The sequence below is a fragment of the Pontibacter sp. FD36 genome (genome assembly GCF_015686655.1).
Taxonomy (GTDB): Bacteria; Bacteroidota; Bacteroidia; order Cytophagales; family Hymenobacteraceae; genus Pontibacter.
The window spans coordinates 288,392-306,710 of sequence record NZ_JADPMP010000003.1 but is presented as its reverse complement, the minus strand read 5'-3'; the positions used below and the strand labels follow the sequence as shown (position 1 = coordinate 306,710).

Here is an 18,319-nt window from a genome sequence, read left to right as displayed (position 1 = left end):
AGCACTATCGTGATGATACCGATGTCATACTTCAGGAGATGACATTATTTTGATCTCTAAACTTTAGAGGCATCAAGACATTAACCCTATATTGAAATCAGAAAACTGAGTTCTAACCCATGTCTGATGTCCTGAAAAATAAACTACAGCAGAAGCTGGCGGAACGGGCAGTACAGGATACTTTGCGTACGCTCAAAACCACCGCCGGACTAGTTGACTTCTGCTCCAACGATTACCTCGGCCTTGCTCGCAGTGAGAAACTGCGGGCACTTATCCACAAGGAAGAGGAGCACTATAGACATTTACCATTGGGGGCAACGGGCTCCCGACTGCTATCCGGCAACCACGGCCTTTTCGAAGAGTTGGAAGGTATCATTGCGACCTACCACAAGGGGGAGGCGGCTTTGCTTTTCAATTCGGGGTATACGGCCAACGTGGGCCTGCTGTCTGCCTTGCCGCAGCGCGGTGATACCGTGTTTTATGACGAGGCCAGCCATGCTTCTATGAAAGACGGTCTGCGCCTGAGCTTTGCCAAAACCTACGCCTTCCGCCACAACAGCGTGGAAGACCTGCGTCAAAAGCTGAAGCTCGCTTCCGGTCAGGTATACGTGGTGGTGGAATCGGTTTACTCCATGGATGGCGACAAAGCCCCGCTAAAGGAGCTGACTCAGGTATGTAATGAGCACAGTGCTGCTTTGATTGTAGACGAGGCCCATGCTGTGGGTTTGTACGGACCGAATGGCGAAGGATTAACAGTGGCACTAGGGCTGCAGGACCAGGTATTTGCGCAAGTGATCACCTATGGCAAAGCCATGGGCAGTCACGGGGCAGCCGTGGTTGGGCCCAAGGTGCTGCGCGACTTTTTGATTAACTATAGTAGAGCATTTATTTACACCACAGGTCTGCCAACGCATGCGCTGGTGGCCCTGAAGTGCGCTTATACCCTGCTGCCCGAACTTGCGCCTGAGCGTGAGCACGTGCAGCAACTCGCGACCCGACTGTACCAGAAACTGAACAAACTTAGCGGCATTCGCTGCACCCCGGAAGACAGTGTGATCCTATCTGTTTTCCAGCAACAGTCCCGGCAACTCAAGGTGTTGGCGGCTGCGCTGCAACAAGCAGGATTTGATGTGCGCCCCGTGCTGCCCCCTACTGTGCCCATTGGTACAGAACGGCTCCGCGTGATCGTGCATGCCTATAATAGTGAAGAAGAAATTGACGGCCTCGTGCAGGCCATAGCGAAAGGTACATGAAAAGATATTTTGTAACAGGCATCGGAACGGACGTTGGCAAGACAGTTGCCGCAGCCATTCTCACCGAAGCCCTGCAGGCCGACTACTGGAAACCCGTGCAGGCGGGCGGTCTAGACTTTACCGATACAGACACGGTTAAAAGTCTTATTTCAAATGAGAAATCCGTATTTCACCCTGAAGCCTACCGCCTTAAGATGGCCGCCTCTCCGCACAAAGCGGCAGCCGCTGAAGGTATAGAAATTGACGTGCACGGATTGAAGCTTCCCGAAACCCAGAACAACCTGATCGTTGAAGGCGCGGGTGGTTTGATGGTGCCGTTGAACAAACGCTATTTAGTGCTGGACCTGGTGCAGCAACTGGGCTTGGAAGTGATTCTGGTTTCCAGAAACTACCTCGGCAGCATTAACCATACCTTGCTCACGGCAGAGGTATTGCGTTACCGCAAAGTGCCGGTGGCAGGCATTATTTTCAACGGCGAGGAGAACCAAACATCTGAGGACTTTATAATCAAGTATACAGGTTTGCGCCGTCTGCCGTCCATCCGTCAGGAAGCCGACTTCTGCCAAGAGGCTGTAGCTGAGTATGCTAAGAGTTTTGTACCTTACCTGTAAACCTGTATAACAAAGGATAAACTTAAAGATTGCCTGTTGAGTAAACTCTACTAAAAATCACTCATTTACTCTATCACTAACTCACTCATTCAAAAATGAGCCTAGCTGAACGCGACCAGAATGTCATCTGGCATCCTTATACGCAAATGAAAACCGCCGCACTCCCTATACCGATCGTACGGGGCGAAGAGGCGCTCTTATTTGCAGAGAACGGAAAAAGCTATATAGATGCAGTCGCTTCGTGGTGGGTAAATTTGCATGGCCATGCCCACCCTTACATCGCGCAAAAGGTAGCCGAGCAGTTGCGAACACTGGAACATGTGATTTTCGCTGGCTTCACCCATCCTGCTGCTGTTACCTTTGCTGAACGACTGCTTCAAATACTCCCCCAAGGCCAGAGTCGCATTTTTTATTCTGACAATGGCTCGACGGCGGTAGAAGTCGCACTCAAAATGGCGATCCAGTACTGGCAGAACAAAGGTATACCAAAGCGTAAAATCATCGCCTTTCGTGATAGCTACCACGGCGACACCTTCGGCGCCATGGCTGTGAGTGCCCGCAGTGCTTTCACGGCTCCGTTCTGGTCTTATTTGTTTGAAGTTTGTTTCATCGATGTGCCTATACCTGGGCAGGAAGAGGAGACCGTAAAGCAATTGGAAGCTTATGCCCACGGCGGAGACATAGCCGCTTTTATTTACGAGCCACTTGTGCTCGGTACGGCAGGCATGGTCATGTATAGCCCATCCAAGCTTGATCAACTGCTCTCCATCTGCCAGCAACACGACATCCTGACCATTGCCGATGAAGTGATGACCGGCTTTGGCCGCACCGGCCGCACCTTCGCCAGCGACTACCTGCAGCGCAAGCCTGACATGCTTACTCTATCGAAAGGGCTCACAGGTGGCACAATGGCCTTAGGGGCAACCTCCTGCAACGAAAAAATCTATGAAGCTTTCTTAAGCGACGACAAACACAAGACACTGTTTCATGGACACAGCTACACAGGTAATCCAGTTGCCTGTGCCGCTGGCCTGGCCAGCATGGACTTACTGCTGCAGGATGAAACACAGCAGCATATCGCGCGCATCAGCCAGCGCCACGCAGCTTTTGCCGATCAGTTTAGGGATAAGCCTAAAGTATTGGAAGCAAGACAGCAAGGCACTATATTAGCTGTAGAGTTTGAGGCGGATGGTACCTCTTACTTCAATAAACTAGGTGATACGCTTTACAGCTTTGCACTTGAGCAAGGCGTCATTCTAAGACCACTTGGCAACATTATTTATGTCATCCCACCTTACTGCATCACCGACGAGCAGCTCGACCAGGTATACCTGACCATAGCGGGCATGCAGGAGTTGATTACAGGTCAGCGTTATTTCGATCCGCCCAAGCAGACTACGCTTCACGATTAAGCATACCATATTTAAGGCATTTTAGAACATATTAGCTAATTTTTACACTGGACTAGATTTCTGTTCTTAACCTTAATAGGCTGGCGTATAACGCTTCGTTCTCACTTGGGCGATTCTACTCTCGCCCTTATTTCCCATTCTTACATTGCATCAGTTTCCATTCGAGGCAAAATTATACAATAACAACCCTCTGAGTTCTACATCACCGCTCTATTACCATAAAAGCACAGATTTATACAATAACAAGAGAATACATTTAACCTATTTGATAATAAATTCCAATTCTTGGAAAAAATATCCCATTGATGGAAAACCAATCTAAAAGGTTATTGAAAGGCAGAATAATTTTAAAAAAAATTTCTATTAACATAAATTCAATATACCTAATATTCAATAACATAGCACATATATAGCAACTAAACCCCATCACTTATAACTTTCAATATAACTGGCATAATAATTTCCCTTATTGGTTCAAACACTTTTAGTTCAATGTTCTAACAACATTAAAAAATTGAACTTAAACAGTAACCATAAAACCAAATAATAAGCTTATTGCCAGTCGTGTATGAGACCAACTTTACCTTTTTTTAGTACAAAATACATTATCTATTACATTAACCTGCTGTATGCTGGTTTAGATGATTTGCTCAAAACAATTATTCCTAATTTAATGTCGATATCAAGTAGAGCAAGATGGTCTGCGAAGTTGGCGCTTGCATTTTTGGGTCTGTTGGTATTATCGGTTGGAACGGCTAAGGCACAGTCTCAGACTGTGTGCGCTGGTTCTTCGGTTACATTCAGAGCAGATATATCTCAGAGTAATATCAGGAGAATCCAATGGCAAGTCAGTACTAATGGGACCAATTGGAATAATATACAAGGAGCGACTAACAGTACTTATACCTTTATCGCAAATGCTGGCGATAACAACAAAAGATATAAAGCTATATATGAATACTGTACAACATTTGGTTTTGGGATTTGCTGGAGCGGTTGGCAAGACATCGAGACTTCAGTTTCAACACTAACAGTTAATGCAGCTATTCCTTCTTCACCATCAATAAACGCTTTACCAATTTGTTCTGGTAGCACAGCTACACTTAGTGTATCTTCTCCTATTAATGGAGTTACATATAGCTGGTATACTTCAAATACAAGTACTACACCAACATATGAGGGCACTTCTTTCAATACTCCTAGTTTAACTAGCAGCAGGGACTATTATGTAAGTGCTGGCAATTCATGTGGTCAGAGTACAAGGACGCGCATAACAGTCACTGTGAATGATTTCCCAAACCTCTCAACTGCCCCAACCAACGGCCTTCTTTTTTCTTACCCTTTTAGCGGCAATGCTGATGATGCTTCTGGAAATAACAATGGTACTGTATCAGGTGCCACTTCCTCGGCTGATCGATTTGGGAATGCAAATAGTGCCTATAATTTCAATGGCTCAACTAATAACATTACAACGCCAAATACCTACAATCCAAGAAGTCTATCAATAAGCCTATGGTTTAATACGACTACCAACAGGGGAGGTAAACTAGCGGGATTTGGGGGGAGCCGCACAGGTTCAAGTTCTCAATACGACCGCCATATTTATATGGCAGATAATGGTCAGCTATACTTTGGAGTTTATAATGGTGGCTATAATACTATTAATACTTCCAACAGATATAACGATGGAAACTGGCACCATGTAGTAGCAACAATATCTAGTACTGGAATGGTTTTATACGTTGACGGTGTTCAACAAGCAACCAACTCCACGTATACTACAACTGAAAACTTTAATGGATACTTCAGAATTGGGTATGATAACCTAGGAGGTTGGCCGTCAGAACCAACTAGCAGCTATTTTCAGGGTCAATTAGATGATATATATGTTTATGATAGAGCATTAACATCAACTGAGGTCAATAATTTAAGAAACCCATATAGCCGTATAAACCAACCATTTATAGTATGCCAAGGCGGTACAATTTCTCTGTCAACTCCATCAATTACTGGAGCTTCCTATGCTTGGTAAGGACCTGGAGGCTGGACTTCAACAGACAGAACCCCAAACAGAGCTAATGCCACTGTTGCTAATGCGGGCACTTATAGCTTAGTGGTTACTGTAAACGGTTGTTCGTCTGAGCCAGCTTATACCACAGTTGTAGTTAATCCTGCACCTTCTATGCCAACAATCGTGAGCGCTCCTTCTCGACACGGTACAGGCACAGTTGAGCTAAGAGTTTCTGGCGCTCCGGCTGGCGGCAGATACCAATGGTACACGGGAGCTACTGGCAACAATGCGATAAGCGGAGCAATAGGAGCTACCTTTACCACTCCCGAAATAAGCACTACTACCAGTTATTATGTTACTGCTGTAAATGCACAAGGTTGTGAGAGCGGCAGAAGAGAAGTAGTGGCTACTGTTACTCCAGATAACCCTGCCACTTATTCCTATCTGAGTGCTTCTTACGCAAGACTTGCATTAAAAAGCGGAACAGTTGTGGCCACTGCTACAGACCCAGATGGCGCCATCACTGATGCGGTAATATCAGGCACTGCACTTCCAAGCTTTCTGACGCTTAACCCTACAACAGGCGCTATTACTGTAAATAACAATACGGTAGTAAGTGGGACTTACACTAGAAATATAATACTTACAGATGCAAGAGGAGGTAGATCTACCGTATCTGTTACTATCACTATAAACGATGACTTGTACCAAGCGAGCGGAACAGCTACTAAAACTGCTGAAAATTGCTACCGCCTTACAACAGCCACAGGCAACCAACAAGGACAAGTATGGAGTGTTAACACAATTAGCCTGAACAATTCCTTCGAGATTACTTTTAATGCTTACTTCGGTGACAACAATGCTGGCGCTGACGGAATAGCTTTTGGTTTTCAGAGAACAACCACAAACCCTGCCTTCGCCTCGGGGGCAATTGGACAAGGCTTAGGCTTTCAAGGTATCACTCCATCTTTTGGGGTAGAATTTGATACTTATCAAAACGGTACCGAACCATCTTTTGACCATACAAACTTCTTCTGGAACGGCATTGTTACTAACTCATCTAGTGCTACTGCTACTTCAACAGCTCCAGTGCAGATGAGCAGCGCCAATGTAAACGTAGAAGACGGGAATACGCATGCCATACGAATTGTTTGGAATAGAGATACCAACACCATGTCGGTATATTTTAACAATGTTCTACGCACTAGTTATACTAATGATATTGTCGCAAGCATCTTTGGGGGTAACGCTAATGTACACTTTGGTTATACAGCCAGCACAGGCGGATCAGTAAACGTTCACTCTGTCTGTGAGATAAGATACAACCAAACTCCGATAGTTAATGCTAACTCAACTACATCCGCAATTTCTAATGAAGTAAGTACTGCTGTAGTCATTAATCCGATAAGCGCAACAGATGCAGACGGATCCATCGCTTCTTTCAGAATTAACACCCTGCCTACTTCAGGTACACTTTTTATTAATGGCACTGCTGTAACTAGCAGCAACTTGAATACTACCTACACTGCCACCAATGGAATACTAAATAGCCTAACCTTCAGACCTGTAACAGGATACTCAGGCACTTCCACATTTACCTTTAGCGCTATTGACAACGAAGGCTTAGCTTCAGCATCGCCTGCAACCTACTCTATACCTGTTACACACCCGCCGAAGGCTGAGAATATTGAGTACGAACTAGATGACCCTAAAATACAAGTTATAAGTAAACTAGAAGGAAATGATTCAGATGGCACAGTTGCCTCTTTCACAATTCTTTCTCTTCCAGAATCCTCTCATGGCAGATTGTTTCTAGATAATGTAGCTGTAACTGTAGGTCAAACAATAACTATTGCTCAATCGGAAGCACTTAGTTTTGAGATAGCAAAAACGTTCAAGGCACCTGCGACTTTCACGTACACAGCAACAGATAATTTAGGTGTTAGGGCAACAAACTCAGCAACCTACAGTCTATTGTTAAGCGCTATAAACCCCCTCCCAGTGGAACTAACCTCCTTCAAAGCCACTGCACAGAACAATCAAGTAGTATTAAACTGGACCACTGCTTCAGAAACTGACAATGACCGCTTTGAGGTAGAGCGCAGCAATGATGGACGTACTTTTACTAAAATTGGCATTGTAAAAGGCAAAGGCACGAGTAGCCTGACTAACTTCTATACCTTTAAAGACGCAAACCCAGGTACTGGCACCAACTACTACCGCCTGCGCCAGGTGGATTTTGATGGTAAGTTTGAGTATAGCAAGACTGTGGCTGCCAATATCAAAGCAAATGCCGCTTCAGTAAAAGCCTACCCGAATCCATCCCAGGAGTATGTTCGGGTGGAGTTGGCGACCGAAGAGATAGGCCAGGCACAAGTGATGATAATGGATGTACAGGGGCGCGTGATCTTAGAACGCAAGATCATCATCGAAGGGAGGTTCACTGAACTTGAGCTACCGACTCAAGACTTAGCAACAGGCGTCTACTTCCTTAAAATAAAAGGCGCTAACATGGACACTACAACTAAGCTGGTCAAACAAAGGTAATTGCTAGAATTAAGCAAATTATTAGATCGTGGTGGCAGGTATTAAGCTTGTCACCACGATCTTTGTTTATACCTTTGTACCCTATTGGAAAGAGCTAAAGAACATGTTGTCATCAGGGGCTACGGTGCTATCTCACCGTTAGGATATGATGTATGGTCCACCTCTCAGTCTTACGTGAATGGCAAGCCTGTTTTCACGTATGTCCAGCATGGAGGCAGACCGACGCCTGTCGCTACACTTTCAGCAGGGGCTGAATCTCAACTGCAACAACTTGTATCACAAAACCCAAATTACCACCAACTGGACAGGTCTGTTTTATTGGCTATTTTTGCTGCTAGGCAGGCAGTAATACAAGCTGGCTGGACTTACAATCAGAGCGAAGCACGGGAAGATTTGGCCGTAAATGTGGGCTCCTCACGTGGAGCGACAGGCCTGACGGAACAGCATTTTGAGGCCTACCAACAGGGTACGCTTTCTGCTACGGCTTCCCCAACCACTACCTTAGGTAATTTGTCGAGTTGGGTAGCACATGCTGTTCAGGCTGGTGGTGCTCAAATCAGTCACTCTATTACCTGCAGCACAGCCCTAATGGCGATAGCTAATGGGGTAGCCTGGCTAAGGGCAGGTATGGCCCAGCGTTTTTTGGCGGGAGGTACTGAAGCACCTCTTACCAATTTTACCATTGCACAAATGAAAGCAATCGGTATTTATTCTACCTTATGGGATCAACCTTTCCCTTGTCAACCTTATGGTACTTCGGGTCAAAATACTTTTATGCTCGGCGAAGGTGCAGCTGTGCTTGCTCTCGAAAAAGTGCCTTCTGCTCAACTTGAGAAAGGCAGTGTGATCATTGAAGCTTTAGGCTTCGGATTTGAACAGATAAAAAGTAAAACGGGAATTTCAGCAGAAGGCCTTAACTTTCAGCAGGCCATGCGGCAAGCAATTTCTCAGTTACCTTTACATGATCAATCCGTTGATGTCATCATAACTCATTCCCCTGGCACCAGAGCAGGTGATAAAGCTGAATTATCTGCTATTCAAGCTTTGTTTCAAGACAATATACCATCTATCACCACCAATAAGCATCTATTAGGCCATACACTAGGCTCTTCTGGAGCTCTTAGTGTACAGTACGCCTTGCATTTGTTTGAGCAGCAGTCAATCGTATATCCAGGCTATAGCTCTATACTGCAAAAGCGCCCACCTCACACCATCAATCGTATTCTGGTGAATGCTGCAGGGTTTGGTGGAAATGCTGCCAGTTTAGTGCTCTCCATGATTTAGAAAAAGCTAAAGTCTGACACGTGAACTGGCTACACAGGTTTAGCCGAACCCATTAAGCGATTTGATCAAAGTAGTGGGCGAAGGCATGGAGTCGACGACCCGTATCATGAAAAATTAACTTTAAGAAACCTCCTAAAGAAAGGGCAGCTTTAAAAAGCTGCCCTTTCTTTTTTAATCCCAACAGGTATAACCCTGCTGAAAATCTTTGCTTTTTACTAAATTTGCAGTCAGACTTTGCTCATCCTATATCCTGCAAAAGGCTATACCTGACCATCTTCTGACTATACCCTTTATTTCAAACTGATTAGATGAAAGTTTTAAAGTTCGGCGGCACCTCTGTGGGGTCGGCTGAAAGAATGAAAGCGGTGGCGGATCTCATCCATGATGGATCGCCAAAGATTGTAGTGCTCTCGGCCATGTCGGGCACTACCAACCAGCTGGTACAGATTGCTGAGAAGCTCTACCAGAATGCCAACCAGGAAGCAAATGCGCTCATCGATGCGCTACACGATAAATATAAACAGGTAGTAGAAGAACTCTACACCACCAATGAAAAGAAAAAACAGGCGCTTGAGCTGATCGCCACTCACTTTGATCATATACGCTCATTTACGCTCGACCTCTTCACCATTTACGAAGAGCGTGCCGTGCTGGCACAGGGCGAATTGCTGTCAACGGCTCTATTCCAGTTCTTCCTTGAGGAGCAGGGCATACCTTCGGTACTGTTACCGGCCCTTAACTTCATGAAGATCGATGAGAACGAGGAGCCAGACAATGCCTATATCAGCAAGAATCTGAAACTGGAGCTAGAGAAGTATCCGGATATGAAGCTGTTCATCACACAGGGCTACATTTGCCGCAATGCATTCGGTGAGGTGGACAACCTGAAGCGTGGCGGTTCAGACTACTCGGCCTCCCTGATTGGTGCGGCCGCCGATGCCAGCGAAATCCAGATCTGGACAGACATTGACGGCATGCACAACAACGATCCGCGTGTCGTGAAAAACACGTTCCCAATCGCGGAACTGTCTTTTGACGAGGCGGCAGAACTTGCCTATTTCGGAGCCAAAATCCTGCACCCGTCCAGCGTACTGCCAGCCAAGCAGAAGAACATTCCAGTGCGACTGCTCAATACCATGCAGCCACAGGCACATGGTACCACCATCTCAGCCCAGACCGGAAAGGGTGGTATTAAGGCGGTAGCAGCGAAAGACGGTATCACGGCGATCAAGATCAAGTCAGGGCGCATGCTCCTGGCCTATGGTTTCCTGCGCAGCGTGTTCGAGGTGTTCGAGCGGTATAAAACGCCGATCGACATGATCACAACTTCCGAGGTGGCTGTTTCGCTGACTATTGATAACCCGAAGTTCCTGGCCGAGATCACGCGTGAGCTTCAGGAATACGGACAGGTAGAGGTTGACCAGGACCAGACTATCATCTGTATCGTGGGCGATTTTATTGCCGATCGCAGCGGCTCCGGCTTGAAGATTTTCGAATCGCTTCGTGATATTCCGCTGCGCATGATCTCTTATGGCGGAAGCAAAAACAACATTAGCTTACTCATCAACACAACCGATAAAGAAAGATCTCTCATCCTGCTGAATGAGGGCATCTTTGAAAGGAACAACAGCAATGCTTAATTTATCTGTGCAGGAGTTGCAACAGCACGCCACTCCTTTTTATGTATACGACCTCAACCTGTTGCGCCAAACCCTGCAGCAGGCCAGCCAGGAGGCGGCCAAATATAACTTTCAGGTACACTATGCCATGAAGGCTAACACCAACAGCCCAATCCTGAGTGAGATGCGTGCAGTAGGCTTTGGAGCCGACTGCGTGAGCGGAAACGAGGTGAAATGTGCTATTGAAAATGGCTTCCCGGCTGATCACGTGGTGTTCGCAGGTGTGGGTAAGTCCGATGCAGAGATCAACTACGCCCTGGATCAAAACATTTTCTGCTTCAACTGTGAGTCGAGCCATGAGCTGATCGTTCTGAACGAGCTGGCGGAGGCAAAAGGCAAAACGGCCCGTGTAGCGCTGCGCATCAACCCGAATGTGAATGCCAATACGCACAAGTACATCACCACAGGGCTGGAAGAAAACAAGTTCGGTATCAATGCCTGGGAACTACCCGATGTGCTGACGCTGCTAAAATCACTTCCTAACCTGTCACTGATCGGCCTGCACTTCCACATCGGCTCTCAGATAACAGACTTGTCAGCTTTCAGAAACCTGTGTACCCGTGTAAACGAATTCCAGGACTGGTTCGAGTCGCAGCAGGTGCAGTTGGAGCACATCAACGTAGGCGGTGGTCTTGGCGTGGACTACTATAGTCCGGACGAGCAGCCTATACCTGATTTTGAGGCTTACTTCTCGCTGTTCAATCAGTTTCTGGCAGTGCGTCCGAACCAGCAGGTGCACTTTGAACTGGGACGCGCACTCGTAGCCCAGAGCGGCACGCTTATCTCCAAAGTACTGTACATCAAGAAAGGTGTGTCGACTAACTTTGCCATTCTGGATGCCGGTATGACAGAGCTTATACGTCCGGCACTTTACCAGTCGTACCACAAAATAGAGAATCTGACTAGCAAAGGCCTTGAGGACAAATATGACGTTGTAGGCCCGATCTGCGAATCGTCTGATTGCTTTGGTAAGGCCGTGGTGCTGCCAGAAACCAATCGCGGTGATTTGATTGCGATACGCACAGCGGGCGCTTATGGCGAGGTGATGGCTTCGGCTTACAACCTGCGCGACAAAGCAGCTGCCGTATACCTTAGTTAGTTTTTGAATCGCCTTTGATAAAACGAAAGCCCCGGTTTCAGTCAAGGAACCGGGGCTTTCTCACTCTTAACCCAAAACCATCACAATCAAAAACTTTACATGCTGACCGAAACCACAAAGTCTGGTTCAGCATGTTTTATGAGCGGCTGCTTATGAAAGAAGTTAGCCATCTCGAGCGCATTGCCACGCGAATTTTTATCGGCTCGCAATACAAAAGTATTAGCGTTCAGCTCAGTTACTAATTCAGTGCGGGTCGCTGCAGTCAGGCGTTTGATCACCTGCTCAGCTGGCTGCCGGCCACTTTCTACACTTACAATAAATTCATTCGATATACCCAATAGCTGACCTCCGGCGGACTCAAAATAAGGAGCCGCGTATGCTACTGCCGGATCCTTTGACACCTCGGATATCGCTCCTTCTACCTGCTGACAACTGAGTCCTGCCGCTAACTTGGCAGGGTATAAACGAGCAGAGTTTGTATGGATCGGCTGCCCCAACTCTTCAATAAAAGCAAACTGCCCAGCTGCAGCTGTAGCCTCTTCGTGGCTAAGTTCCTGGCTAAAAGACAGGAGTATCATGCCGCTGTATACAGTTCCCAGCGACTTTTCTGCATCGTTATAATAATAGGTATGTGCGATACAGGGCATACCACCGCCAGCTTGTAGCGGATTTAGCAAACCGGGGTCAAATCGGACATTCCGGATCGGTGAAACATTGTCGTTTCTACAGGATGAAAATATAATTATCAGAAGTAGAGTGCTTATCCAAGGTATATAGGTTTTCATTGCCGTCGGGTATTATGTATCGTCCATGAATATTCATTGTACGATAGTAAAACCATAAACAGATGAAAATGATAGCGTTATTTGCATAAATATTTTAAAATGTTATTATAAAGGTCTTAACCCGATTTATCACAATATAATTATACAATTAATGTGCAATTCAAAATTGCTATTCTTAAAATTTTTTAATTGAATTTTTCTTATAAACCATCCTCGGAATAATTTCCACTTTCTACACTTATTCACACCTGGGGTCTGAAGCTATACCAGCACATATTATGCAGGTATTGCCTCCGTTCGTGCAAGCAGCTCTGGTATTTTATCAAGTGCTATACCTGCCGGGATAACCGCCACAAATACACCTTGCAACTTTAAGGAGGTCTGGTGCAGCTTAAGTTGCTGCGGCGTCACCGAAAGAACAACCTGGCTTTTGTCCGGAGACTGATAGTGCAGGGTCGACTGAAGCAATTCTATGCACGTTTCAATAGACCTCCCCTGTACTTGGAGCAGGACTGTGATCTGCTCGTCTCCGGAGGCCGTTGTTGTCTGGCTGGTGCAAAGCTTCGGATAGGTATAGCGATATCCCCGTACTGCCGAAGTAATATCAGCCCACACAGCCGAGCCGGTCGGGTGACTTCCAGCCCCTCGCCCTCGTAGAAATTGCTTGCCTGCGAACTGAGCCTCTATTTCAAGTCCATTGTATTCTGCTTCCACACCATACAGAGCATCTGTCGTGGGTATAAGTGTGGGTAGCACCTGAAGCGCGACTTGCCCCGTAGCAGTAGCTTTTAAAGACCCGATCAGCTTGATACGGGAACCCAAGGCATCAGCCAACTCTACGGTTTCAGTGTTTATGTGCTGGATACCAAAATGCAGCACCTCCTCCGGATGCACCAGTACCCCATAGGCATGCGCTGCCAGAATGCAGAGCTTATGCAACGCATCTACCCCCTCGACATCCAGGGAAGGATCCGCCTCAGCGAAACCTAAGGCCTGCGCCTGCTCCAAAGCCAATTGGTAGCTTCCCCGCTCAGCGTGCAGTTTACTCAGTATATAATTGGAGGACCCGTTGAGTATACCTCGTACCTCCACCAACGGCTCTGATCCATAGTAGGCTTCAAGCGTGCGCAACACAGGTATACTGCCGCAAACAGAGGCTTCGTACAGCAGTACACCCCCATGCCGCTGCTGAAGGCTGATCAACTCCGGCAGGTTTTCGGAAATTACTTTTTTGTTGGCAGACACAACAGTTCGGCCCTGCTGCAGGGCTTGTCTGAGTATACCGAGCGCCTCCTCTGGATCGCTGATCAGTTCAGCGATAATGTCCAAGCTCGGATCTTGCAGCACCTCCTGCACATTATAAGTAAAGGCAGCGGCGGGTAAGGTGCGCGGCTTGTCTTTGTCTTTCACGCAGATACTTCCGATCTCCCAGCCCAGGTGCCGGTTGGCTTCCACCACATCATAAAGGCCCTGCCCTACGCAGCCGAAGCCAATCAGCCCGATGCGTTTCTTAAACTTCTGTATTTTCATAGTGTCTGTGCTTTACTTTTTCTGTTTCATAAAATTCCCGGATAGCCTGCGTGAGTTGTGCCGTTTCTACCAGAAAGCCATCATGCCCGTAGCCGGATCGGAGCTGCGTGAAACGGGAACCTGGCACCAGCCGGTGAAGTTGCTGCTGCTCCTCTATCGGGAAAAGCAGATCCGTGTCTACTCCGACAAAGAGGGTCTTAGCCCGAAGCCGCTCTAGCGCCTTTTCAACACCTCCCCTGTCCCGACCAATGTTATGTGAATCCATGGCTTTGGAAAGCAGCCAGTAGGTATAGGCATTGAAGCGCTGGGCAAGTTTTTCGCCCTGGTATACCTGGTAAGAGGCTGCTCGGAAATCGTCGGTGATGCTGTTACCCGGCTCCTGCTGGCTCGCTTCGTAGCAGGTATAGTGCCGGTAGGAAAGCATGGCGATGGCGCGGGCCGTTCTAAGGCCCGCTATACCTGCTTGGCTTGTGCTGGTCTGCCAGGTTGGGTCCTGCCGGATAGCCATGCGCTGACTTTCGTTAAAAGCGATGCCCCAGGCAGAATGTCGCGCATTGGATGCCACCTGGATCAGATTCCTGAAAACCTCTGGCTGCAAGATAGCCCACTCCAGTGCCTGCTGCCCACCCAGCGAACCGCCGAGCAGGGTATGCACCTGGGCTACACCTAAGTCCTGCCGCAGCAGATCGAAGGCACGCACAATATCCCGGTTTGTCAGTTGCGGGAAGCTATGGTAGTAGGGCTGGAGCGTTTCCGGATTAACTGCAAGTGGTCCCGTGGATCCATAGCAGCCACCCAGGGTGTTCGCACAAACCACAAACCAGTCCGCCGGGTCATATAGTTTTCCCTCACCAAATAATTCGCTCCACCAGTCGGTGAAGTCCGAGCTGCCCGTGAGGGCGTGGCATACCCACACCACATTGCTTTGGTCTTCATTGAGTTGTCCATAGGTTGTATAGGCCAGTTGGAAGCCAGGGAGCAATGCCCCCGACTCCAGTTGAAATTGTTTCTGGTAATGAAATACTAGTTGCTCAGGCATTATGCTTCGTTCAATACAGGTTCTTCGTGGTGCTGCCGTACTTTGGCAAAAGCCTGTTCCAGGTCAGCTTTGATATCGTCAAGGTGCTCTATACCTGCAGACAGTCGCAGCAAGGTAGGTGTCACACCGGCACTCTGCTGCTCCTTTTCCGATAACTGCTGGTGGGTTGTAGAGGCCGGGTGGATAATCAGCGATTTCGCGTCGCCTACATTGGCCAGGTGACTCACCAGTTGCAGACTGTTCACAAAGACTTCCGCCTGTTTCTTGTCGCCTTTCAGGTTAAAGGATAGCACGCCACCAAAGCCTCGCTTCAGGTATTTTTTTGCCAGGTTGTGGTACTTGCTGGACGGCAGTCCCGGGTAGTTCACGCTTTCCACCTGCTCGTGCTGCTCCAACCACTCGGCCAATGCCTGCGCATTTTGCACGGTGCGGTCCACACGCAGCGAGAGTGTTTCCAATCCTTGCAGCAGCAGGAAAGAATTGAAAGGGCTCAATGCCGGACCGAAGTCACGCAGCCCCTCTACCCTTGCCCTGATGGAAAATGCGACATTGCCGAAAGGTCCGTCTATGCCGAACACCTCCCAGAAGTTAAGTCCGTGGTAGCCCTCCGAAGGCTCAGAGAACTGCGGGAATTTACCATTCCCCCAGTTAAAATTGCCTCCGTCCACGATCACACCGCCGATGCTGGTACCGTGTCCGCCGATCCACTTGGTAGCAGATTCCACGACCACGTTGGCACCATGCTCAATCGGCCTGAACAGGTAGCCACCGGCCCCGAAGGTATTATCCACTACCAGCGGAATATCATGCTTTTTGGCAATGGCCGCAATCGCATCAAAGTCAGGTATGTTGAAGCGCGGATTGCCAATGGATTCGGTGTAGATGGCTCTCGTGTTTTCATCGATCAGCTGTGCATAGCTCTCCGGGTCGTCGCTTTCAGCAAAGCGCACCTCTATCCCCAGCCGCTTAAAGGCTACCTTGAATTGGTTGTAAGTACCACCATACAGGAAACTGGTGGAAACAAAATTGTCGCCCGCCTGCAAGATGTTGTTGAGCGCAATGAACTGAGCTGCCTGCCCCGAGGCAACGGCCACCGCTGCAACTCCACCTTCCAATGCTGCGATGCGCTTTTCAAACACATCGGTGGTTGGGTTCATGATGCGGGTATAGATATTACCAAACTCCTTCAGTGCAAACAGATTGGCACCATGCTCGGCATCTTTGAAAACGTATGAGGAAGTCTGGTAAATAGGCACGGCGCGGGAACGGGTTGTTGGATCGATTTCCTGGCCGGCGTGCAACTGTAGTGTTTCGAAATGAAGTGAATTAGACATAGTCGTTTTGTTTAAAATTTTGAAAAGTATAGAATAGATTAGCTTGTTCTAAGACAAGAAGAAAGAGGAGGCTACAGGCGTATGCTCACAGGCTATACCTGTGGCGAGACATTATTGCAGCAAAAAAAAATTGGGGATTGGTCGCGCTAGCAACAGCAGCAACACATGCACATGGAATTACACATGACAGCAGCATGTGCAAAGGCATGACGAGCTTGTGGCAGTTGGGCTGCCGTAGTTGATCGTAAAAAAAGCGGTGTTGGTTTTGTTCCCTTTTCCATAACGTTATCAATTTATATGCTTCCGAACATCCGGAATCAGGAATTAGCACCTTGCCTGAGGCTGGTTGCTAGCGCTTCATAGAGCCTGTCTCTCCACGCTTCTTTATAAATCGATACCCACAAAGGGATATCAGACTTGATGATGCAAAGCTAGAGCAGCATTTCAAATAATCCAAATTTTTATTTCACAATATTTCAGATTCATCTAAAAATCAATTTCACAAGCCTGCAAATCAAGACTTTATACACCTTATAACAGAACCCTATTTTACCTGCAGATTCATTATCTTTGAAAAAACATAATCTCACTCGCATAACATTAACAGGGCGTCCCTGTTGTGCAGGTATAGACGTCCTAAAACTAAATGAAAATACTCCTGACCGGCGCAAACGGCTACATTGGCAAACGACTTCTTCCTGTGCTCATAGAAGCGCAGCACGAAGTGGTATGCCTTGTTCGGGATCCACGCCGCTTCGAGGTAGCAGACAGCCTTAAGGAAAAAGTACAGGTGGCAAAAGGGGATCTGCTTCAACCGGAAAGTTTACAGGACTTGCCAAGAGACATAGACGCGGCTTATTATCTGGTGCACTCCATGGGTTCCGGCTCGGCAGACTTTGAAGAAGCAGAAAAAGCATCGGCTACAAATTTTGTCCAGTATCTTAACAGCACCAGTGCCAGGCAGTTGATTTACCTCAGCGGCATTGCCAACGATGCGCACTTGTCGCGGCATTTGTCTTCACGTCGGCAGGTAGAGGATGTGCTCGCGCAGGGAAAACCATCGCTTACAGTACTGCGGGCGGCCATCATCATCGGGTCAGGCAGCGCTTCTTTCGAGATCATCCGCGACCTGGTGGAAAAGCTGCCCGTGATGGTGACGCCTCGCTGGCTCAACTCCTGCTGCCAACCCATCGCTATACGCGATGTCATGTTTTACTTGACTGCTGTGCTGGGCAGGGAAGACTGCTACAGCAAACGCTTTGAGATTGGCGGCCCTGACGTGCTCACTTACAAGCAAATGCTGCTGCAGCTGGCCAAGGTACGCAACCTGAAACGCCGCATCTATACCTTGCCTGTACTCACACCCAAGCTCTCCTCCTACTGGCTATACTTTGTCACGAGCACCAATTACGCACTAGCCCGCAGTCTGGTGGAGAGTCTGCGCAACGATGCCGTGGTGAAAGACAGCAGCATACAACGACTTATACCGCATAAGTGCCTGAGCTACGAGAGTGCTCTGAATCTGGCTTTTACCAAGATGGAGCAGAACATGGTGGTGTCGAGTTGGAAGGATGCACTAGTGAGCGGCACCATCCAACTCAATTTCATGGATTTTGTACAAATTCCAGAGCATGGGGTACTCACCGACCGCCAGCGCATGCGCTTCGACAGAGCCCCTGATGAGGTAATGGATAACATCCTGCGCATCGGCGGTGAGCGCGGCTAGTACAAAACA

Annotated in this window: 13 protein-coding genes and 1 riboswitch; of the genes, 9 read left to right on the top strand and 4 right to left on the bottom strand. The window is 47.8% G+C overall.

The annotated features are described in order from the left end of the window. Positions 1-119 precede the first annotated feature (119 nt). From I0P70_RS06025 to lysA, 8 genes are all read left to right on the top strand, one after another. Positions 120-1,253: an 8-amino-7-oxononanoate synthase gene (locus I0P70_RS06025; protein ID WP_196115503.1), complete on the top strand. Its 1,134-nt coding sequence runs from the start codon at positions 120-122 to the stop codon at positions 1,251-1,253. Continuing rightward, a complete protein-coding gene (bioD, locus tag I0P70_RS06020) occupies positions 1,250-1,864 on the top strand; it encodes a dethiobiotin synthase (RefSeq protein WP_196115501.1) in 615 nt (204 codons plus the stop codon). The genes I0P70_RS06025 and bioD overlap by 4 nt, the downstream gene beginning before the upstream one ends. Positions 1,865-1,959: 95 nt before the next feature. Continuing rightward, entirely contained in the window at positions 1,960-3,276 is a 1,317-nt protein-coding gene (bioA, locus tag I0P70_RS06015) for an adenosylmethionine--8-amino-7-oxononanoate transaminase (RefSeq protein WP_196115499.1), read from the top strand. A 568-nt stretch (positions 3,277-3,844) separates the two neighbouring features. Beyond that, a complete protein-coding gene (locus I0P70_RS06010; RefSeq protein WP_196115497.1) occupies positions 3,845-5,308 on the top strand; it encodes a LamG-like jellyroll fold domain-containing protein in 1,464 nt (487 codons plus the stop codon). A gap of 150 nt (positions 5,309-5,458) precedes the next feature. Then, complete coding sequence (locus tag I0P70_RS06005; protein ID WP_196115495.1) at positions 5,459-7,834, top strand: T9SS type A sorting domain-containing protein; 2,376 nt, start codon at positions 5,459-5,461, stop codon at positions 7,832-7,834. An 84-nt stretch (positions 7,835-7,918) separates the two neighbouring features. Next, entirely contained in the window at positions 7,919-9,118 is a 1,200-nt protein-coding gene (locus I0P70_RS06000) for a beta-ketoacyl synthase N-terminal-like domain-containing protein (protein WP_196115494.1), read from the top strand. A gap of 308 nt (positions 9,119-9,426) precedes the next feature. Continuing rightward, positions 9,427-10,758, top strand: a complete 1,332-nt coding sequence (locus I0P70_RS05995; protein ID WP_196115492.1) for an aspartate kinase — start codon at positions 9,427-9,429, stop codon at positions 10,756-10,758. Beyond that, a complete protein-coding gene (gene lysA, locus I0P70_RS05990) occupies positions 10,751-11,896 on the top strand; it encodes a diaminopimelate decarboxylase (RefSeq protein WP_196115490.1) in 1,146 nt (381 codons plus the stop codon). The genes I0P70_RS05995 and lysA overlap by 8 nt, the downstream gene beginning before the upstream one ends. Positions 11,897-11,991: 95 nt before the next feature. Here the strand turns inward: lysA and I0P70_RS05985 are convergent, their stop codons facing one another. The 4 genes from I0P70_RS05985 to I0P70_RS05970 all read right to left on the bottom strand — a co-directional run bounded on the left by I0P70_RS05985 (position 11,992) and on the right by I0P70_RS05970 (position 16,584). After that, a complete protein-coding gene (locus tag I0P70_RS05985) occupies positions 11,992-12,543 on the bottom strand; it encodes a hypothetical protein (protein ID WP_196115488.1) in 552 nt (183 codons plus the stop codon). A gap of 414 nt (positions 12,544-12,957) precedes the next feature. Further along, positions 12,958-14,211, bottom strand: coding sequence for a homoserine dehydrogenase (locus I0P70_RS05980; protein ID WP_196115486.1), 1,254 nt, complete (start codon positions 14,209-14,211; stop codon positions 12,958-12,960). Next, the gene (metX, locus tag I0P70_RS05975; RefSeq protein WP_196115484.1) at positions 14,192-15,250 is read right to left on the bottom strand and encodes a homoserine O-acetyltransferase; all 1,059 of its coding nucleotides are present in this window, start codon (positions 15,248-15,250) and stop codon (positions 14,192-14,194) included. Before metX ends, I0P70_RS05980 begins: the two co-directional genes overlap by 20 nt. After that, the gene (locus I0P70_RS05970; protein WP_196115482.1) at positions 15,250-16,584 is read right to left on the bottom strand and encodes an O-acetylhomoserine aminocarboxypropyltransferase/cysteine synthase family protein; all 1,335 of its coding nucleotides are present in this window, start codon (positions 16,582-16,584) and stop codon (positions 15,250-15,252) included. Before I0P70_RS05970 ends, metX begins: the two co-directional genes overlap by 1 nt. Before the next feature lie 290 nt (positions 16,585-16,874). Continuing rightward, positions 16,875-16,977, bottom strand: a riboswitch (SAM riboswitch). 253 nt (positions 16,978-17,230) lie between these two features. On the opposite strand from I0P70_RS05970, the gene I0P70_RS05965 reads away from it, so the two are divergent. After that, a complete protein-coding gene (locus I0P70_RS05965) occupies positions 17,231-18,310 on the top strand; it encodes an NAD(P)H-binding protein (protein WP_370583180.1) in 1,080 nt (359 codons plus the stop codon). Positions 18,311-18,319 lie beyond the last annotated feature (9 nt).

Excerpts from the sequence above, each read along its gene's own strand:
- I0P70_RS06025 (WP_196115503.1), top strand. The coding sequence starts at position 120 with ATGTCTGATGTCCTGAAAAATAAACTACAGCAGAAGCTGGCGGAACGG.
- bioD (WP_196115501.1), top strand. The coding sequence starts at position 1,250 with ATGAAAAGATATTTTGTAACAGGCATCGGAACGGACGTTGGCAAGACA.
- bioA (WP_196115499.1), top strand. The coding sequence starts at position 1,960 with ATGAGCCTAGCTGAACGCGACCAGAATGTCATCTGGCATCCTTATACG.
- I0P70_RS06010 (WP_196115497.1), top strand. The coding sequence starts at position 3,845 with ATGAGACCAACTTTACCTTTTTTTAGTACAAAATACATTATCTATTAC.
- I0P70_RS06005 (WP_196115495.1), top strand. The coding sequence starts at position 5,459 with ATGCCAACAATCGTGAGCGCTCCTTCTCGACACGGTACAGGCACAGTT.
- I0P70_RS05995 (WP_196115492.1), top strand. The coding sequence starts at position 9,427 with ATGAAAGTTTTAAAGTTCGGCGGCACCTCTGTGGGGTCGGCTGAAAGA.
- lysA (WP_196115490.1), top strand. The coding sequence starts at position 10,751 with ATGCTTAATTTATCTGTGCAGGAGTTGCAACAGCACGCCACTCCTTTT.
- I0P70_RS05985 (WP_196115488.1), bottom strand. The coding sequence starts at position 12,543 with ATGCCCTGTATCGCACATACCTATTATTATAACGATGCAGAAAAGTCG.
- I0P70_RS05980 (WP_196115486.1), bottom strand. The coding sequence starts at position 14,211 with ATGAAAATACAGAAGTTTAAGAAACGCATCGGGCTGATTGGCTTCGGC.
- metX (WP_196115484.1), bottom strand. The coding sequence starts at position 15,250 with ATGCCTGAGCAACTAGTATTTCATTACCAGAAACAATTTCAACTGGAG.
- I0P70_RS05970 (WP_196115482.1), bottom strand. The coding sequence starts at position 16,584 with ATGTCTAATTCACTTCATTTCGAAACACTACAGTTGCACGCCGGCCAG.
- I0P70_RS05965 (WP_370583180.1), top strand. The coding sequence starts at position 17,231 with ATGAAAATACTCCTGACCGGCGCAAACGGCTACATTGGCAAACGACTT.